Annotated in this window: 12 protein-coding genes; 10 read left to right on the top strand and 2 right to left on the bottom strand. The window is 53.8% G+C overall.

Annotated elements, in window-relative coordinates; genetic code table 11:
• Positions 1-577: 577 nt before the first annotated feature.
• A complete protein-coding gene (locus tag ACL7TT_RS02580) occupies positions 578-937 on the top strand; it encodes a VOC family protein (protein WP_413392939.1) in 360 nt (119 codons plus the stop codon).
• Between the two features lie 56 nt (positions 938-993).
• Here the strand turns inward: ACL7TT_RS02580 and ACL7TT_RS02575 are convergent, their stop codons facing one another.
• Positions 994-2,256, bottom strand: a complete 1,263-nt coding sequence (locus ACL7TT_RS02575; protein ID WP_413392937.1) for a 6-phosphofructokinase — start codon at positions 2,254-2,256, stop codon at positions 994-996.
• A gap of 285 nt (positions 2,257-2,541) precedes the next feature.
• Between ACL7TT_RS02575 and mpl the strand changes: the two genes are divergently transcribed.
• The 5 genes from mpl to ACL7TT_RS02550 all read left to right on the top strand — a co-directional run bounded on the left by mpl (position 2,542) and on the right by ACL7TT_RS02550 (position 8,816).
• A complete protein-coding gene (mpl, locus tag ACL7TT_RS02570) occupies positions 2,542-3,930 on the top strand; it encodes a UDP-N-acetylmuramate:L-alanyl-gamma-D-glutamyl-meso-diaminopimelate ligase (RefSeq protein ID WP_299946249.1) in 1,389 nt (462 codons plus the stop codon).
• A 104-nt stretch (positions 3,931-4,034) separates the two neighbouring features.
• Positions 4,035-4,616, top strand: coding sequence for a flavin prenyltransferase UbiX (locus tag ACL7TT_RS02565; RefSeq protein ID WP_413393167.1), 582 nt, complete (start codon positions 4,035-4,037; stop codon positions 4,614-4,616).
• Positions 4,617-4,638: 22 nt separating this feature from the next.
• Positions 4,639-4,914, top strand: a complete 276-nt coding sequence (locus ACL7TT_RS02560) for an Rdx family protein (protein WP_459564483.1) — start codon at positions 4,639-4,641, stop codon at positions 4,912-4,914.
• Between the two features lie 114 nt (positions 4,915-5,028).
• Positions 5,029-7,602 carry an efflux RND transporter permease subunit gene (locus ACL7TT_RS02555; protein ID WP_413392934.1) on the top strand — a complete coding sequence of 858 codons (2,574 nt, stop codon included), beginning with the start codon at positions 5,029-5,031 and terminating at the stop codon, positions 7,600-7,602.
• 437 nt (positions 7,603-8,039) lie between these two features.
• On the top strand, positions 8,040-8,816 hold the full coding sequence (locus ACL7TT_RS02550; protein WP_413392932.1) for a FadR/GntR family transcriptional regulator: 777 nt from the start codon (positions 8,040-8,042) through the stop codon (positions 8,814-8,816).
• A gap of 224 nt (positions 8,817-9,040) precedes the next feature.
• On the opposite strand, the gene ACL7TT_RS02545 is transcribed toward ACL7TT_RS02550, so the two are convergent.
• Positions 9,041-12,088: a TonB-dependent receptor gene (locus ACL7TT_RS02545; protein WP_413392931.1), complete on the bottom strand. Its 3,048-nt coding sequence runs from the start codon at positions 12,086-12,088 to the stop codon at positions 9,041-9,043.
• A gap of 418 nt (positions 12,089-12,506) precedes the next feature.
• Here ACL7TT_RS02545 and ACL7TT_RS02540 point away from each other — a divergent pair, with 418 nt between their 5' ends.
• From ACL7TT_RS02540 to ACL7TT_RS02525, 4 genes are read left to right on the top strand one after another with little or no spacing between them, the layout of a single operon-like run.
• Positions 12,507-14,780, top strand: coding sequence for a polysaccharide lyase 6 family protein (locus ACL7TT_RS02540; RefSeq protein ID WP_413392929.1), 2,274 nt, complete (start codon positions 12,507-12,509; stop codon positions 14,778-14,780).
• Between the two features lie 5 nt (positions 14,781-14,785).
• Complete coding sequence (locus tag ACL7TT_RS02535) at positions 14,786-17,020, top strand: heparinase II/III domain-containing protein (RefSeq protein WP_413392927.1); 2,235 nt, start codon at positions 14,786-14,788, stop codon at positions 17,018-17,020.
• Between the two features lie 26 nt (positions 17,021-17,046).
• Positions 17,047-17,397, top strand: coding sequence for a cupin domain-containing protein (locus ACL7TT_RS02530; RefSeq protein ID WP_413392925.1), 351 nt, complete (start codon positions 17,047-17,049; stop codon positions 17,395-17,397).
• Positions 17,398-17,402: 5 nt separating this feature from the next.
• A complete protein-coding gene (locus ACL7TT_RS02525) occupies positions 17,403-18,704 on the top strand; it encodes an MFS transporter (RefSeq protein WP_413392923.1) in 1,302 nt (433 codons plus the stop codon).
• Positions 18,705-18,757: the final 53 nt, after the last annotated feature.

Raw genomic sequence — 18,757 nt, 5'->3', positions numbered from 1 at the left:
CCCATTTACTAACAAGGCCGAAGGGAAGAATACCCTTATCTTGGGACCGTATGAGCATGGGCGCCGATTACGGGCGTACAGGGAGGTGTTCACGGCGTGCCCCGAGAGGAGGCTATTCTTTGCTTCCGGCCCGATAGTATAATCCAACCGTGATATTGGTCATGTTCTTGTGACTGTTCCTTATTTATGCTTCCTGATCGTTGCGGAAAACCCGGCGGGTGTCAGATAGCCCGATGCGGAGATGTGTTGTTGTTCATTGTAATTCTGGCGCCATTTATGGATCAGTCTCTTGAAGGGTACAGGGTTTCTGGAGCCAGGCTTCATAAGGCACTCGGGAGTCGTCTGAGTGCTCTGGGTATTCCCAGGAGCGCTTGCGAATCGGATGATCAATGCCAAGGCCGCAAAGGAGAAGCCTGTCGGGTTGCGCTCTGCTTCTGAGCTGAAGACAGGGATTACCCGGTATACTGGATGGGATTCATCGGGGCGCCGGTCGGTACTCAGTGAGTTTTCGCGTTTAGGGCCTGTTGTTTGAGGGGCTGTGCCCCGCGAGTGATTAACGGGTTAAGGAGGTGTTTGGGTGAGCGAACACGAAAAAATAAATTATGTCGAATTCCCGGCGTGCGACCTGGAAAAAACCAAGGCATTTTTCGCTGAGGCTTTCGGTTGGGTATTTACCGATTACGGTCCCGAATATACGGCTTTTACCGCTGCTGGACTGGATGGGGGTTTCTATCAGGCCAACTTGCACAGCTCAACCGCGAGCGGTGGCGCGCTGGTGGTGATTTACAGTACCCATCTGGAAGAGACCCTGAGAAAGGTGGAGGACTGCGGTGCTAAAGTGGTAAAACCTATTTTTTCTTTTCCCGGCGGCAGGCGCTTTCATTTTACCGACCCCTGCGGCAATGAGTTTGCAGTCTGGTCGGATGTGAAATTGTAAGGCGATGTACCCAAAGCCCCCGGTTTAATGGGGCTTTGGACTTCACAATTGTTAAATCAGGCTTTGAAGTCCGCAGCCAGTTTTTTTTCTACCAGATGTTTCCTCAACCTGGCATACCGGGGAATTCCGTTTTTGTAGGGGGGGTAATCTTCGCCCTGGATCAGCGGCAGCAGATAGTCGCGTCCTTGTTGGGTAATGCCGAACCCGTCTTCGCTGATAAATGCATTCGGCATGAATTTTTCCACATTGGCCACTTCGGACAAGGGTGCCTCCCCGACAGACCAGCGGTACTCGCTGCCTTCGGCGCGAATAATGGCCGGCATAATGGCATTTTTGCCAGCAACTGCCATTTGCACGGCAGCGCGGCCTACGGCATAGGCTTGCTCCACATCGGTGGCGGAGGCGATATGGCGCGCAGCGCGCTGCAGGTAGTCGGCCAGGGCCCAGTGGTATTTCAGGCCCAGGTCGCTCTTGATCATAGCGGCGAGCGTCGGTGCTACGCCGCCGAGCTGCTTGTGGCCAAAGGCATCGGTGGCGCCGGCCTCAGCGAGGAAAGTGCCGTCTTTGTTCTGGACGCCTTCAGAGGCGACGATGACGCAGTAGCCTTTCTCGTCCACGGTTGCCTGCACCTTGGCGAGGAACCTTTCTCTATCGAAGGCCACTTCCGGGAACAGGATAATGTGGGGTGCATCGCCTTCCTGCTCCTGGGCCAGGGCGCCGGCGGCGGCAATCCAGCCCGCGTGGCGGCCCATCACCTCTAGAATAAAGACTTTCGTGGAGGTGGCGCACATGGAGGCCACATCCATGGCGGCCTCCTGGGTGGATACCGCCACGTATTTGGCCACAGAGCCGAAGCCGGGGCAGTTGTCGGTCAGGGGCAGGTCGTTGTCTACGGTCTTGGGAATATGGATGGCCTGGATGGGGTAGCCCATGGTCTCGGACAACTGGGACACTTTCAGACAGGTGTCCGCGGAATCACCGCCGCCGTTATAGAAGAAGTAACCGATATCGTGCGCTTTGAATACTTCTATCAGGCGCTCGTATTCTGCACGATTTTCCTCCAGGCTCTTCAGTTTGTAACGGCAGGAACCAAAAGCGCCGGAAGGGGTGTATCGCAGTGCGGCAATATCCTCCGCACGCTCCCGGCCCACGTCGATCAGTTCCTCGCGCAGTGCGCCGAGGATGCCGTTTAGCCCCGCGTAGACATTGCCAATCTTGTCCTGGTTTTCACGCGCGGCTTCGATGACACCGCAGGCAGACGCGTTGATCACAGCGGTCACACCACCGGATTGTGCATAAAAGGCATTTTTTTTCGACATGGTTATCCTGTATCTATCGCGGTCTTGGGAAAGGCTTCTGTTTGGCTGTCCGGCGTACACCTGCTTTCGTTGCCGTGGCGGGCGGGGATTGCCGGGACTTGTGCCGGCTGTCGGCCATTGCCGAAAAATTTCTACCCGTTAAAAGATGGTGGGGCCGACCAGTGCGGGAGCGGAGTCTAATGGAATAGCGCGTAGAATGCATGGCGAGCGGAGTATTTGGCAATTACTGGCCTGTTTTGTCGTGTTAAGCTTGCGCCGCAACTATCGGGAGTACAGGTTTCCGCCATGCATATCCACATTCTAGGTATTTGCGGCACCTTTATGGGAAGCCTGGCCCAGTTGGCCGTGGCTGAGGGGCACCGGGTGACAGGCAGCGATGCCAATATCTACCCGCCGATGAGCACCCAATTGCAGCAGGCGGGTATCCAGATCAATGAGGGATACGATCCAGCGCAACTGGAGCCGGCGCCCGACTTGGTGATCATAGGCAATGCCCTGTCCCGCGGGAATCCCGCGGTGGAAGCGGTGTTGGAGCGGGGACTGCCCTATACCTCCGGAGCCCAGTGGCTGTGTGATCACTGCCTCGGCGGGCGCTGGGTATTGGCGGTGTCCGGTACCCATGGCAAGACCACCACCGCGGGCATGCTGGCCTGGATTCTGGAAGTGGCGGATATGCAGCCGGGTTTCCTGATCGGCGGTGTGCCAAGTAATTTCGGTGTGTCGGCACGGCTGGGGGAATCTCCTTTTTTTGTCGTGGAGGCGGATGAATACGATACCGCCTTCTTCGACAAGCGCTCCAAGTTTGTGCACTACCGCCCGCGCACGGTCATTATCAACAACCTGGAATTCGACCACGCGGATATCTTTGACAGCCTGGCGGCGATACAGCGTCAGTTCCACCATCTGGTGCGCACGGTGCCGGCCAATGGCCTGATTGTTGCCGCCGCCGAGGAAAATGTACAACAGGTGCTGGCGCAGGGCTGTTGGAGTGAAATTCAGCACTTTGGCATTGAGGGTCAGGAGGGTCTTAGCCTGGGTGACTGGCGCGCGGTGGATATTGCTGCGGATGGCAGCAGTTTCACCGTACAGTTTGAGGGGGCCGAGGTGGCGCGGTTGGAGTGGGATTGCACCGGATTACACAATGTGCGCAACGGCCTCGCCGCCATGGCGGCCGCCCGCCATGTGGGGGTGGTGCCGGAGTTGAGTAGTGCCGCGCTGGGGCGTTTCCAGGGAGTCAAGCGCCGTATGGAGTGTCTGGGCGAAGTGGCCGGAATCCGTGTGTATGACGATTTTGCCCATCACCCGACGGCGATCCAATCCACCCTCAATGGGCTGCGGGCCAAAGTGGGAGGGGACAGGATCATCGCCCTGATCGAGCTGCGCTCCAACACCATGCGTATGGGGGTGCACCAGGACAAACTGGCGAATGCCTGCAGCGGTGCGGATATGGTGCTCTGGTACCAACCCCGGGGAATGGACTGGTCATTGGATGCGGTGACCCGCCACTCTTCGGTGCCTGCCGGGATTTTCGATAGTATCGAGACCGGTGTCGAATCGGCCCTCAAACTCGCCGATAAGGGCAGCCATATTGTGGTGATGAGCAATGGTGGTTTCGGTGGTATTCACCAGCGCCTTATCGGTGCTTTGGAACAGAAATACCATCGCTCAGTCTGAGGAATGTTACCGGCACGGAAATGGGTTCGGGGAGTTCTGTCTCAGGGTAAATCAGGGTCACGATATTGCAACAGCCTACTTTTGACAAAACTGTCACTCTGGCCATGACCGGGGCTTCAGGGGCGCAGTACGGTCTGCGCCTGCTGCAGTGCCTGCTCGCAGCCAGAGTGCGCGTCTGGCTGCTGGTGTCCGAAGCGGCGCGGGTGGTGATCAATACCGAAACTGACCTGAAACTCCCCGAAGGCGATGGTGCAGCGCTGCAGGGTTTTCTCGCCGATTATTTTGGCGCGAAGGCGGGGCAACTAACCCTGTTTGGCGGGCGCGACTGGTTTTCCCCGGTGGCATCCGGCACTGGTGCCCCGGCCAGTATGGTGATTTGTCCGGCCAGTGGCGGTACCCTTTCGGCGGTTGCCTGTGGTGCTTCCAACAACCTGATCGAGCGCGCCGCGGATGTGGCCCTGAAGGAGCGCCGCCAGCTGATCCTGGTCCCGCGCGAGGCGCCTTACTCGGAGATTCACCTGGAAAATATGCTCAAGCTCACCCGGATGGGCGCGATGATCCTGCCCGCCAGCCCTGGTTTTTACCAGAGACCGCGCGCAGTTGAGGATATTGTCGACTTCGTCGTGGCACGCCTGCTTGACCAGTTGGGCGTGGAGCAGAAATTATTACCGAACTGGGGCGAATAGGTCGCTAAAAGAGGCCATTGCCGTGAAACCGAGCATCACGATTCATTACTGTGTGCAGTGCAACTGGATGTTGCGCGCCACCTGGATGGCCCAGGAATTGCTCTATACCTTTGCCGATGACCTTCAGCAGGTTGCATTGCAACCCGGAACTGGGGGAGTATTTGAAATCCGGATTGGTAAAAATTTGATCTGGGAGCGCAAACGCGATGGCGGCTTTCCCAGTGCAAAGGCGCTCAAGCGGTGTGTGCGGGATCTGCTGTTTCCAGACCGTGCGCTGGGACATAGTGATACACCCTGAATTTATTTCCAATAAAACGGTGTGATCAAAAAATTTGTCCTAGTAAGCACTCTGAGAGTGATCAAAGCGTACGCGGTACTGTGGTTCACTGATATTGAATACAAGCGGAAATTTATGCTGTCAGCTTTCAAGACCTGTTACGAATACCTGGTGACCAAGCGGCCATTGATTGTATTAGTGGTCGTCGGCCTGTTGAGCCTGCTGGCGGCGATGGGCCTGCCCCGCTTTAAACTGGATGCCTCCGCGGATTCACTTACGCTGGAAGCGGACCAGTCCCTGGATTATTTTCGCGAGATTTCCGCGCGTTACGCCAGCGGTGACTTCCTGGTGGTGACCTACCGTTATAAGGATGGCGACCTGTTTAGCGATGCGTCCCTGGTCACCCTGAGCAGACTGCGCGACGCGCTGGGCGGGGTGGATGGCGTTACCAGTGTGCAGACCATTCTGGATGTGCCGCTACTTTATAGTCCCAAACTGTCTTTGACCGATCTCAGCGACGATATTCGTACCCTGTCCAATCCCGGCACCGACAGGGATCTGGCCCGCCAGGAGTTTCTCTCCAGCCCCATTTATCGCGAATTGATCCTGAGCCCCGACGGCCAGACCACCGCACTGCTCGCCAATCTGAAACTGGACAAGCGCGGTATCGAACTGGTGCGCGAACGCGACGCTCTGCGCCGCAAACGCAACAGGGAAGGCCTGGATGCAGAGGAGTCCGCGCGGCTGCAAGAGGTGAGTGCGGTTTACCTGAAGCACCGTACCGAGCAGGAACTGGAAGCTCGTCAGCGAGTGGAGATAGTGCGCGGGATTCTGGCCGATTACAAGGGGCAGGCGGAATTGTTCCTCGGCGGTGTAACCATGATCACCGCGGATATGATCGCGTTTATCAAGAGCGATCTGGTGGTGTTCGGTGTGGGTATCCTCGCCTTTATTATCCTCACCCTGCTGCTGATCTTTCGTCAGCCGCGCTGGGTGCTGCTGCCGCTGCTCACCTGTGTGACCACCGCGGTGGTGATGCTGGGCCTGCTCAGCTGGCTCGACTGGCGCCTCACGGTAATCTCTGCCAATTTTGTCGCGCTGCTGCTGATAATCACTCTTGCCATCACCATCCACCTGGCGGTGCGCTACCGCGAATATATTGCCCAGCAACCCCACTGGAGCCGTGAGGAACTGGTGCTGCAGACTGTGCGCTTTATGGCCAAGCCGTGCCTGTACACTGCGCTGACGACGATCGTGGCTTTTGTATCCTTGGTGGTGAGCGGCATTCGCCCGGTGATCGATTTTGGCTGGATGATGACCATGGGTGTTACCCTGGCGCTGGTGCTGTCTTTCCTGATTATCCCCTGCTTTCTGATGATTCTGCCCAAGCGTGAGGGCAAGGTGGGCGCGGACAACTCCCACGCCTTTACCCTGCGCTTTTCCCGTTTTGCCGAGGGACACAGATTTATTGTATTGGGCGTTTCTCTTCTGGCTTTCGTGGTCGGTGCAGTGGGTGTGTCCCAGTTGAAGGTGGAAAACCGCTTCATCGATTACTTCGATGATGCCACCGAGATCTACCAGGGCATGCTGGTGATCGACCGTCGCCTGGGCGGAACCGTAACCCTGGATATCATTCTCGATAAACCCGAGGGGGATAAGGTGGCCTTTGAGGGGGAGGAAGATCCTTTCGGCGAGACCGCAGGCGAAGACGCTCTCGCTGCGGAAGATCCTTTTGCCTCAGACGATCCCTTCGGCAGTGCGGAAGAATCCCAGGAGCTGAGTTACTGGTTCACGGTGGCCGGTCTTGCCGAGCTGGAGCAACTACACGACTATCTGGAGGCGCAGCCGGAAGTCGGCAAGGTGCAGTCCCTGGCAACTGCGTACAAGGTGGCCCGCGATTTGAATGGCGGCCCGCTCAATGATTTCGAACTGGCGGTGGCAAATAACAGCCTGCCAACGGAAATTCGCAGTGTACTGATCAGCCCCTATCTTTCCGCGGAGGACAGCCAGGCGCGCATCACCCTGCGGGTCATGGAAACTGACCCCGGCCTGCGCCGTGGGGAATTGATCCAGCGCATCTACGACTACGCCCACAACGAAATGGGCATAGCCCCGCAAAATATCCATCTGACCGGCTTGCTGGTGCTCTACAACAATATGCTGCAGAGCCTGTTCAAGTCGCAAATCCTCACCCTGGGGGCGGTGTTTGTGGGTATCCTGCTGATGTTCCTGGTGCTGTTCCGCTCCCTGTCCCTGGCCATTATCGCGCTGGTGCCAAATATGCTGGCGGCCTGTGTGGTACTGGGCGGTATGGGGCTGGCCGGAATACCGCTGGATATGATGACCATTACCATCGCTGCGATTACGGTCGGCATCGGGGTGGATCATGCGATTCACTATCTGTACCGCTTCCGTGCCGAGTTCGCCAAAGACGGCAACTACCTGGCCACCATGCACCGCAGCCATGCGACTATTGGCCGCGCCATGTTCTACACGGCAATCACCATTATTGCCGGCTTCTCGATTCTGGCGTTGTCAAAGTTTGTGCCGTCCATTTATTTCGGCCTGCTGACCGCACTGGCCATGTCTGCAGCACTGCTCGGCTCTCTCACTTTGCTGCCGCTGCTGTTGGTAATGCTCAAGCCACTGGGCTCAGAGGTTCCGGATGCCGCAGAGGCTACCGTGCCTGAGATCACCGCGGGGGCCTGAGGGAGAAGCCCTCCTTTGTGAAACAAAGAGCTCGGGTCAAATCCTGAGCTTTTTTGAATTTCGGGGCGTGAGCCCAGCAGCAGCCCAGGCAGCCCTGAAATAGCGGTTTTTCCGCGACGCTCGATATTGTGCAGACACTCATTGAGTTAGTCGTTGAATGAAATTTCTGAATACTGAAAAACTGCCCACCAATGCCCAGAGCCAACACGGTTTGGGGCGTACAAGGCGGTAGGGTGCGGTAGCTTGACTCCCTTTGGTTGAACACTCAACAAAGCTATCACCATTAGCCATCATGCCAATCAGGCTTGCCTGTATGACCAATCGTGGTAACATCTAGCCAGCAGTAATCAGCTCGTACACGCGCGATATGCCTGCCTATGCGAGTGTTCACTTGCCCAAATATCCGGAGGTTTCCCTTTTGTTACGGGTTTTTTTCCATGAAAACTGACTTTGTTACCAATGGCCGTCGCATCTATCAACAGGTGGTGGAAAAAATGCTTGTGCTGCTCGACAGCGGCGATTATCCACCGGGGGTGCGACTGCCCTCCGAGCGCGAGCTGTCACAAATGTTCGCTGTCAGTCGCCCCAGTGTTCGCGAGGCCATCATTGCCCTTGAAGTGATGGGGCGTGTCACGGTGCGCACCGGTTCCGGTGTCTATGTTATCGAGCCAGTCGGCATATTTACCGACAGCATGGATTTCAGCCCGTTTGAATTGACCGAAGCGCGGGTATTGGTGGAAGGGGAAACCGCGGCACTGGCCGCTACCATGATTACCGAAGCGCAGTTGGAAGATCTGCGCAATGCCTACCGGGATATGGTGCGGGAAAATGAGGAGGGCAACCTGACTTCCGAGCGCGCGGACCGCAAATTTCACGAAGTAATCTCCCGTGCAACGAATAACCGCGTGCTAATGAGCACCATCGACAAACTTTGGGATATTCAAAAACACTCGCCAGATGTTCAGGCAGTGCACAAATCTGTGTGTAAAAAAGACGGACAAAAACGCCTTGCGGAACACAAGGCCATTTTGCAGGCACTGGAAAACCGCGATGTCAATGCCGCACGTCGTACCATGCGTCTGCACTTCAATCGCTCTCTGAATGCGCTGCACGATGCCTCTGAAGCCAAAGCGGTGGAAGTGGTGCGAAGGGAAGTGTCCGAACGTCGCAAGCGTTTTTCCATCGATCGTCTCGGAGGAGCCTCGGACCTCTGATGCTCGCCTGTCAGGCAAATGACTTTAAAGATGGCTGCCAAATTGTCAGATATCGGTGCACGGATGGTTTTTGGTATCCTGTTTACACGGGATTATTCATGCTGTCTTTGCACCAGTTGCAAGCACAAAAAAGCCCGCATTTTGCGGGCAAAATTGATTGCCGGCGGGTGGTAACCCGCCAGCCGAGAAGAGGCTATTGATCAAGTAGACCAGATTGAAGCGCCTTAGAACTTCGCTTTAAGCCCCAGGAATACGCGCGGGCCGTAACTATTGACTTCGCCCAGGTTATCATTGGTGAAGAAGTACTGCTTTTTCGGTTCATCAAACAGGTTGATGGCTTCCAGGCTCAGCTTCAGATTCTCGTTGACGCGATATGAGGCCCGCGCTTCCCACACACCAACGTCACCCACGTAGCGCAAGCGTGTGCCATTGCTGGTATACGGCTGGAAATACTCACTGCGATACTTGTAGATGATACTGGTGTCGAGATTGCCGATCTGATAGTACAGCTGACCAGAAAATACATTTTCGGAGAAACCCGGGACGTTGCCCGGCGCAATAATGCCCTGAGTCTGACTATGTACTGAGCCATCGTCGGCCAGTATGGTTACACTGCCGTACCGGCTGTCTTCGAACTCGAAGTCGGAATCTGCGTGATTATAGCTGGCTTTTATACCCAGGCCACTCAGATATCCCGGCAAGTATGAGAAGCGGTGCGCACCGGTAATCTCGATACCGTTCAGGTCGTTGGTGTCTTCGTTGGCGCGGGTAGTAGTAAAGTCCGCTTCAACGGCCTGGCCATCGACAACAAAGCTCTCGGTGGTGCGTGCCTGCTCGAAGCCGCCCTGGAATTTTTTGTGATAAATGCCGAACGCAAGCAGGGTATCCTCGTTGGGATACCATTCAATGGCGGCATCGAAGTTCCAGGAAGTCAACGGCTTCATGTTCGGGTTACCGCTGCCGCTGATATCCTCAATCAGCTCATCAATATTGGTAACCTCTTTGGAAGAAGTGGTTTTAAAGGTGCGTTTATAACCCAGGTCACTGGGATCCGGGCGGGAGAGGCCGCGATAAACCGCACCGCGCAGCAATACCGATTCGCTCACATCTGCGACGAGATTAAAACTCGGCAAAACTTCGGTGTAATCACCACCGGATGTCACGCGCTCAGGATCAGCACCTTCTATTGGTTGCAGGGACAGGGCTCCGCTGTCGTGGGTTAGGATTTCATAGGGGGCACGGTAAGCAACTGACTCGACATCAGTTTTTACCACACGCACACCGAAGTTTCCGTAGATCGCTTTGCCCAGCAGCGAGCTTTCGAAGTTTGCCATGACATAGCCAGCCGTGGTGGTCTCGGCCACATCGGTGACGTCTGTGTTTCTATCATTCAGCTCGGGATAAGAAAATTCGGCGCCATTCGCGGAGAGAATCATGTTCGTCACACACATGGTGTCGAAAGTCGCCCAGCTGTTACCGGTACCGGTAGTGGCTGTACCAGTGACGGAATCGATGTTGGTTACCAGATTGCCATCTCTCAGGCCATTGAGGAAATCCCTTTCGGGGAAGGGGATGGCACATGCTTTGTTGATGTCGGCGATAGTTGCAGCACCCGCTTCGGAACCGCGGCTGAGGCTGTATTCTTCGCGGTCCGCCCCCAGATCCAGATATTCCAGCTCGGAAAACCGCAGGCCGCCTTGCAGGCTTGTCACAAAACCGCCATCCAGTTTCCAGTCAAAATCGGTGCGAAAAGCGTTTATCGTATTGCGACGATCCACATCATTATCGATACGCACGCGGTAGGCATCAGAAAACAGAGTGTGGTCGGTTACATCAAAGTCGTTGACCGTGTACTGTAGAATACCGGAATCCTTAGTCCAGCTGACCAGCGGCCGATAGCCTCCCCGGGTCACTTCACCGGCAATATTCTGTTTATCCGACTGTGTCCGCACGGAAACCTGAAGTTCTTCCCGGGTGGTTTCTGAGAATGAAACGTCAGCAGATACGGTCAGATTCTCAGTAAAATCGTAAGCAACATTCAGACCGTAACCGAGATAGTCCTCGGTACGGGAATAGACTTCGCTATTGGACTCGATGGCGGTTTCACCAGCCCACTCCGATACCGCACCGTTTTCTGAAACGATCAGAGACTCAGCGGTTAGGCCCGGAGTAACGCGCCGCATGTTGGCGAAGTTCAAATCGTGGCGCTGCTCTGACTGCACACGCGCAGACTGCTGCAGATCGAAGTTGATATCCATTTTTTCACTGGGTTGGAACTGCAGTGCCACGAAAACGGAATCGCGCTTGTCAGATGTGTCATTCTGGCGATACCCGTTGGAACTTGGCGCGAATGCAAAAGCACTGCCATCACTGTAGGCTTTGCCTGTCTCGGGATTTACCTCGGTATCAAAGGTGCCACCGGACTTGTTACAGTCATCGGGCTTCTCTCGATAAAAGCCACTGGCAATAGCTGGATCATTTAGGCAGGCATAAAGAGACGAGCCGCTGGGGCTGGAGGAGCGTATCTCAGCTTCCGGCTGTGAGATATCACTTTTCTGATAACCCAGAGAAACGCCGAATGCCATGCCGTTGTCGAATTCGAACTGATCTACATAACTGGCAGTGCCACGGAAGCCCAGATTTCCCGCCATGGGGTCGTCGATATTGGACTGATCCGGGTTGTAGTTGGCCTTGGTATCTATCTGGATACGCCGCTTGCCATACTCCAGTGGTTTCAGGGTTTCCAGCGCAATCAAGCCGGCCACGCCACCTTCCACCAAACTCGCATTCTGCGTTTTGTAAATAGCGACTTTATTCATCAGCTCCGAAGGAAACTGGGAAAAGTTTACCGAGCGATCACCACTGCCATTAGTGGCTTCGCGGCCGTTGAAGGTAGAGGCGCTCAGGTAGGGCCCAAGGCCGCGGATTGAGATTTCAGTAGCACCACCGTTTTCTCGGTGAGAAGAGGCACCGGTAACGGATTCCAGCGCTTCACCGATGGACAGCGCTGGCAATTCACCTATTTCATTGGCGGAAAGGCCGTCAACAATAGTGATGGAATTGCGCTTGATATCGATGGTGGTTTGGATCGTGGCGCGCGTGCCGGTGACTGTAACCTCTTCCAATTCCTGCACCGTTGCCGGACCACCGGCTTCCTGCGCATGTGCAACGCTCATACAGGCCGCCGCGGCCACTGCGCTTACTAGAAACGGCTTATTGAATCTTCTCTCGATCGCCATTACATCTTTCGCGTCGTTATTATTCTTACGCATTGAAACCCCCAAGGAAGTCTGCGTTTGTTGATATTAACAGGCGTCGCATCCTGGCGTCGCTTTTTACATTATGAAGAGCACTAACTTTTAACCAGTTCAAAGACCAGTTGTCGTTTACAGCTTCCGATCCGTGCTCAAACCAGTACAAACTCTCACTCGCCCAATATATAGTCAACCAATTTTCAAGTTTATTGCATTTTTTGGACTTACCACTGTTCGTTATTTATTCAAATCGAGAGATATTTTCCATGATATAAAAATTTTTTGAATTAATGAATTGGTCATTAGTAAAATTGGTTGACAGATAGTGTTGGCCAATTTACGCTATCTGCATAATAATTTTGTGCATGCCATCGCTGGCTTCCTGTGGGACACCGGGACACCGTAAAAGCAAAAAAGTCATAAGAGAGATATTCAAGTGATCCTTAGAGCTAAAGGAATCCATCGCCTGCTGGCCGTAGCGCTGCTCACATGTGGCCAGGCTTTGCTCTTCTGTGCACAGGCAGCGGCAGAGGAATACCTTGTTAGCAACCCGAAGGAATACGCCGAAGTTGCAAAAAATCTTGAAGCTGGCGATACCGTGGTACTTGCCAATGGTGTATGGCGGGATTTTGAAATTCTGTTCACCGGAGCGGGTAAAAAAGAGAATCCGATCACGCTGATCGCCCAGGAGAAGGGCAAAGTCGTCTTATCCGGTCAGTCAAATCTGCGTCTTGCGGGCGAGTACCTGGTAGTTGTCGGGCTGGTGTTCAAAAACGGTTACTCCCCCAGCAGCGAAGTGGTCGCCTTCCGCCGCAACCGGGAGAGCCTGGCAAACAATTCCCGTGTAACTGAAATCGTGATTGAAAACTTCAGCAAGCCTGAGCGCATGGAATCCGATTATTGGGTTGCCCTCTACGGTAAAAACAACCGCTTTGACCACGGCCACCTTGCCGGTAAACGCAACAAGGGCGTGACCATAGCGGTGCGCCTCGATAGCGAAGATTCCCAGGAAAATTACCACCGTATCGATCACAATTATTTTGGGCCGCGCCCGGTATTGGGCTCCAATGGTGGTGAAACCCTGCGTGTCGGCACTAGCCGCTATTCACTGACAGATTCCCTGACGGTGGTCGAGAACAATTTCTTCGATCGGCGCGACGGCGAAGTAGAGATCATTTCCGTCAAGTCCGGCAAGAATAAAATCCGCAACAACACCTTTTTCGAGTCCCGCGGCACCCTGACCCTGCGCCACGGCAATGGCAACCTGATAGAAGGCAATGTGTTCATTGGCAACAGCGAGGATCACACCGGCGGTATTCGGGTTATCAATCGCGACCAGACAGTGCGTAACAATTACCTCGAAGGTCTCACAGGCTATCGGTTCGGGAGCGGATTCAGCATTATGAACGGTGTGCCCGATTCTCCCATCAACCGATACCATCAGGTGGTGAATGCCAGAGTCGAGAACAACAGCTTTATCAATGTGGATCACATTCAGCTGGCAGTCGGCAGTGACCCGGAGCGCAGCGCGGTACCGCTGGACTCCAGTATCTCCAATAATATTTTCTACAACGAGAGCGATCGCTCCCCCTTTTCTGTATTTGACGACATCTCCGGGGTTCACTTTGCGGCCAATATTTCCAATGGCTTTGTGGATCAAGAGATTCGTGAGGGCATCAACACCGGTGTAAAAAGACTTCGTCGAGCTGGAAACGGCCTGCTCTATCCTGTCGACCCCGCCATGGTAGATAAGGGTGTCAGCAGAAATCTGATACCCACCAGCAAAAGCATGACGGGTGTTTCATGGTACCCCAAGTCTGAACCGGAAGCTGCCTTCGGTAGCGGTAAAGCCACTGTTGTGCACCCCGGTGAAGATACGCTCTTCGACGCACTGAAAACCATAGCCGATGGCGACACTCTGGTGCTGGAAAATGGAATCTACAAGTCCCGCAAGCGCTTGCAGATTGATAAAACCATTACCATCAAGGCGAAAAAAACCGGCAAGGTGACGCTAACCAGCGAGCGCCCGGTCATGTTCGAAATTATTGATGGCGGCAGCCTGGAACTCAACGGTCTGGTGCTGTCTGGTGAAAACAGCCCGGACTCCACCGGCAATACCCTGATCCGCACTGCCAAATGGGGCATGTTGAAAAACTACCGATTCTCGATGAAGAACAGTCGTGTAGAAAATCTGGACGTCAACCACTCCTATCATTTCTTTGACTCGGGAAGTCGGGCTTTTGCCACCTTTATCAGTATCGAAAACAGTGTGCTTGATAATATTACGGGTGATTTTCTGAAACTGGATAAGGAGAGAGATGATCTCGGTGTTTACAATGCCGAATACGTCACTCTTTCGGGAAACACATTCAGGAATGTAAAGGGTACGCTTGTCAACCTGTATCGCGGTGGTACCGATGAAAGCACCTTTGGGCCACATTTTACTTTTGCCAGCAATATCGTGGAAAAATCCGGAAGTGGTAAACGCAATCGGTCCCAGGCACTGGTAAAACTGCACGGCGTGCAGGTTGCGAACATCCACGACAATACCTTTACCGACAGTGCTGGTATTGTGGTGGAGCACACCGTGGCTGAGCCGATCACCCGTATTGTCAGCAACCAGTTCCACCAATCACCGCTGCCGGACGTTAGAGAGCTGGCCCGTGAGGGCCCTCACACCGCTGTTCTCGCCAACAATAAAGTGAAGTAATCAAAATGTTTGGCCAGAAGTTTGAATCAAAATTAAAAGCTTTAGGGATAAGTGTCGCTTTTGTAACGGGTCTGATACTGAACTCCCAGGAAAGTTATGCTACACCACACCCTAATTTGGTGGTCAATACCGCAGACGTAGACGCCATGCAAACCGCTGTTTCCCGGCAGGGCCGTTTTCGCAGTGCATTTCTCGCCACTAAGGCTGCTGTGGACCGCTCACTGGAAGGGCCTATCGCTGTGCCAATGCCCGCCGATGCAGGCGGTGGTTATACCCACGAACAACACAAGAAAAATTACCAGTTGATGTACAACGCCGGCGTACTGTATCAAATCACTGAAGACGGCCGCTATGCCGAGTATGTGCGTGATCTGCTTCTAGCCTACGCAGCGTTGTACCCAACCCTTCATCTGCATCCGAAACATCGCCTTGGAGCGAAAAACCCAGGCAGGTTGTTCTGGCAGAACTTGAATGAAGCGGTGTGGCTGGTGTACACCATTCAGTCCTATGACCTGATTCGCCCCTCACTCTCTGATACGGAGGCCGAGACGATTGAGCAGGGGGTGCTGCGCCCGATTGCACGCTTCCTTTCCGTGGAATCTCCAGAAACCTTCAACAAAGTGCATAACCACGGCACCTGGCTGGCCGCTGGTGTAGGCATGGTCGGTTATGTGCTGGACGAACCCGAACTGGTTGAACAGGCGCTGTTGGGCCTCGACAAATCCGGCAAAGGCGGTTTCCTGCGGCAGTTGAATACCCTATTTTCTCCCGACGGTTATTACAATGAAGGCCCTTACTATCAGCGCTACGCGCTGATGCCCTTTGTGACCTTTGCAAAAGCCATTGATAACAATGAGCCGGATCGGAAAATTTTTAGCTATCGCGACGGTATTATTCTGAAAGCCATTGATACCACCATTCAACTCAGTTACAACAATCTTTTTTTTCCCATTAATGATGCCATTAAAGACAAGGGCATCGATACTGTGGAGCTGGTGCAGGGCGTGGCCATTGCTTACGGCAAAACGGGCAATCCGCAATTGCTGGACATTGCCGCAAAGCAGGATCAGGTTCTGCTGACCGGTGATGGCCTCAAGGTTGCACAGGACCTGGATGCCAACAAGCAACAACCATACGTATTCAAGTCCAGAGCCTTCCGCGATGGCAAGGACGGGGATGAAGGTGCGCTGGTGGTATTTCGCCTGCAGGTAAATGGCGATCAGGCCCTGCTGTTCAAGCCTTCCGCTCAGGGGATGGGCCACGGCCATTTCGACAAGCTGACCTGGCAATTCTACGACCGCCAAGCGGAAATCGTGACCGATTATGGAGCTGTCCGTTTTCTGAATGTGGAATCTAAAAATGGTGGCCGCTATCTGCCGGAAAACGACACCTATGCGAAGCAGACCATTGCTCATAACACTGTGGTGGTAGATGAAACTACGCACTTCAACGGTGATCTGAAAATCGGCAGCAGTAACCATCCGGAACTTCTTTTTTTCCACGTCGGTGATCAGGTAAAAATCAGCTCGGCGGAAATTGATTCCGCCTATCCGGGAGTTACTCTCAAGCGCACTTTGGCATTAATCAACGATTCCGACAGCGACCATGTTTTCGCCATCGATTTGTTCGAGGTGCAGTCCAGCAGGCAGCACCAATTAGATTTGCCATTGCACTACAATGGTCAGCTTGTGGATACCAGCTTTATACTAAAGGGCTATAAGGACAATATTTCTGCACTGGGTAAGAAAAGCGGATACCAACACCTGTGGCTGAAAGCCCACGCAAAACCGGAGTCCGGTCTCGCGCAGGTGACCTGGTTGAATGACAACGGCCATTTCTATACCAACTCCAGCTTAGTAGACGGAAAAACAGAGTTGTTGTTTGCGGAACTGGGAGCCGATGATCCCAATTTCAATCTGCGCTCGGAAACAGCCTTTATTACGCGCCGGAAGAATGTCCGCAGACACACTTTTGTTAGCGTGCTTGAACCCCACGGTGAGTACAACCCTGCCAAGGAATTTACTCTGCAGGCAGAAAGTCAGGTCGTCGGTATTGAACTTCAGCGCAGCGACGACCTGGAACTGATTGCAATTGCACTCAAGACTGACGTGACTAAATTGATGGCGTTTAACAGCCGCGAGGATTTTTCGGCTCAGAGCAAAACCAGATTTACCTTTCGTGGCAATCAATATGTATTCCGCGGTCGCGCAAAGCTTTTCAGTGTTGGAGAAAATAAATAATTCTATATGTATAGATGGAGGAGCTTATGCCTGCACCCGCTGCATTTTTTCTGCAGGAGACCATTGAAGTGGAAGATCTTGGTGGTGGCATCAAACGTCAGATTCTAGGGTTTGATGAAAGCCTAATGGTGGTCAAGGTCTGGTTTGAAGAAGGCAGTATCGGCTACCTGCATAGGCATCCGCACACTCAGGTGAGCTACGTAGAAAGTGGCGAGTTTGAAGTGCAGGTGGGCGGTCACAAAAAAATTCTTAAAGCCGGGGATAGTTTTTATATTGCTCCCAATATGGAGCACGGTGCAGTGTGTAAAAAGTCTGGTGTTCTGATCGACACCTTCAGTCCTTACCGAGAAGAATTCCTGGATAAAGAAATAGGATAATAAAAATGAAAAACTTGCGCTGGATCATTGTGTCGCTGGTGGCTCTTGCCACCATTATCAACTATATTGACCGCGCCGCGCTATCTGTCATGTGGCCGGGAATTGCTGAAGATCTAGGCATGGACAGCCATGACTATGCCAATATCATGAGTGTATTTTTGATTGCCTATGCCATTGGTCAGGCAGTTTTCGGGCGTATTTTTGATGCCGTCGGCACTCGCATTGGCTTCATGTTGTCCATCGTGGTCTGGTCTGTCTCCATCGCACTGCACGCACTGGCAAGCTCTGTTGCTTCCTTCAGTCTTTTCCGTAGCCTGTTAGGCTTCGGCGAGGCGGGCAACTGGCCGGGTGCCACCAAGGCCAACGCGGAATGGTTCCCGGCCAAAGAGCGGGCACTGGCACAGGGTATTTTTGGCGCGGGTGCTTCTGCGGGCAGTATCATCGCTCCTCCTCTGGTGGCTTTCCTCTACGCATTTCTCGGTTGGCAGGCCACCTTTGTGGTGATCGCATTACTGGGCTTTCTGTGGCTGGTGCCGTGGCTGATCATTTACAAAAGCGGCCCAGATGCGCACCCCTGGATTACCCAGGAGGAGCGTGAACTGATCCTTTGTGGGCAGTTCACCCCAGGTAATAACAATGGCAAAGAAGAGTATGTACCCGGTCTGGTTGAGCTACTTTCACATCGCCAGAGCTGGAGTGTGATCTCCGCGCGCTTTTTCATCGAACCGATCTGGTGGCTGTTCGTAGCCTGGCTGCCACTCTACCTGAATGACAAATTCGGATTTGATGTGAAAGCCATTGGCGCCTCCGCATGGATTCCCTTCGTGGGTGCCGCTGCCGGTGCACTGTTCGGTGGTTGGCTGTCTGGTCGTCTTATCAGCAGGGGCTGGAGTGTGAACAAATCCCGCAAGTTTGCTGTGTTCGTGGGCGGTGCGCTGATGCTGCCAGCACTACTGGCAACCACCTTGGCGAATACACCGGCTTTGGCGCTGGGCATGATCACCGTCATCCTGTTCGGCTTCCAGGCGGCCATTAATAATATTCAGACCTTGCCCAGTGATTATTTCTCTGGAAAGACTGTTGCCAGTCTAGCCGGGATCAGCGGTGCTGTGGGTGTGGTCAGCGTGATTACTGCTATCCAGTTGGTACCTGTTATTACCAACGATGGAACTTACTACCCACCCTTCTTTATTCTCGGTGCCTCTTTGGTTCCGTTAATGTTGATCTCGGTTCTGCTGGTTGGGGGGCGTATTACTCCGGTATGCAGCAAACGAGAAAAAAAGCAACTCGCTGAAGCAGCGGGATGACCAATGTCCACATAATACTTCGATAAAAAAGCATCGACTTCTCATTATACCGT

The sequence above is a fragment of the Microbulbifer jejuensis genome (assembly GCF_047289955.1).
In the GTDB taxonomy this organism is placed as follows: Bacteria; Pseudomonadota; Gammaproteobacteria; order Pseudomonadales; family Cellvibrionaceae; genus Microbulbifer.
The sequence above is the reverse complement of the archived record's forward strand: the minus strand, read 5'-3'. Positions and strand labels throughout refer to the sequence as shown.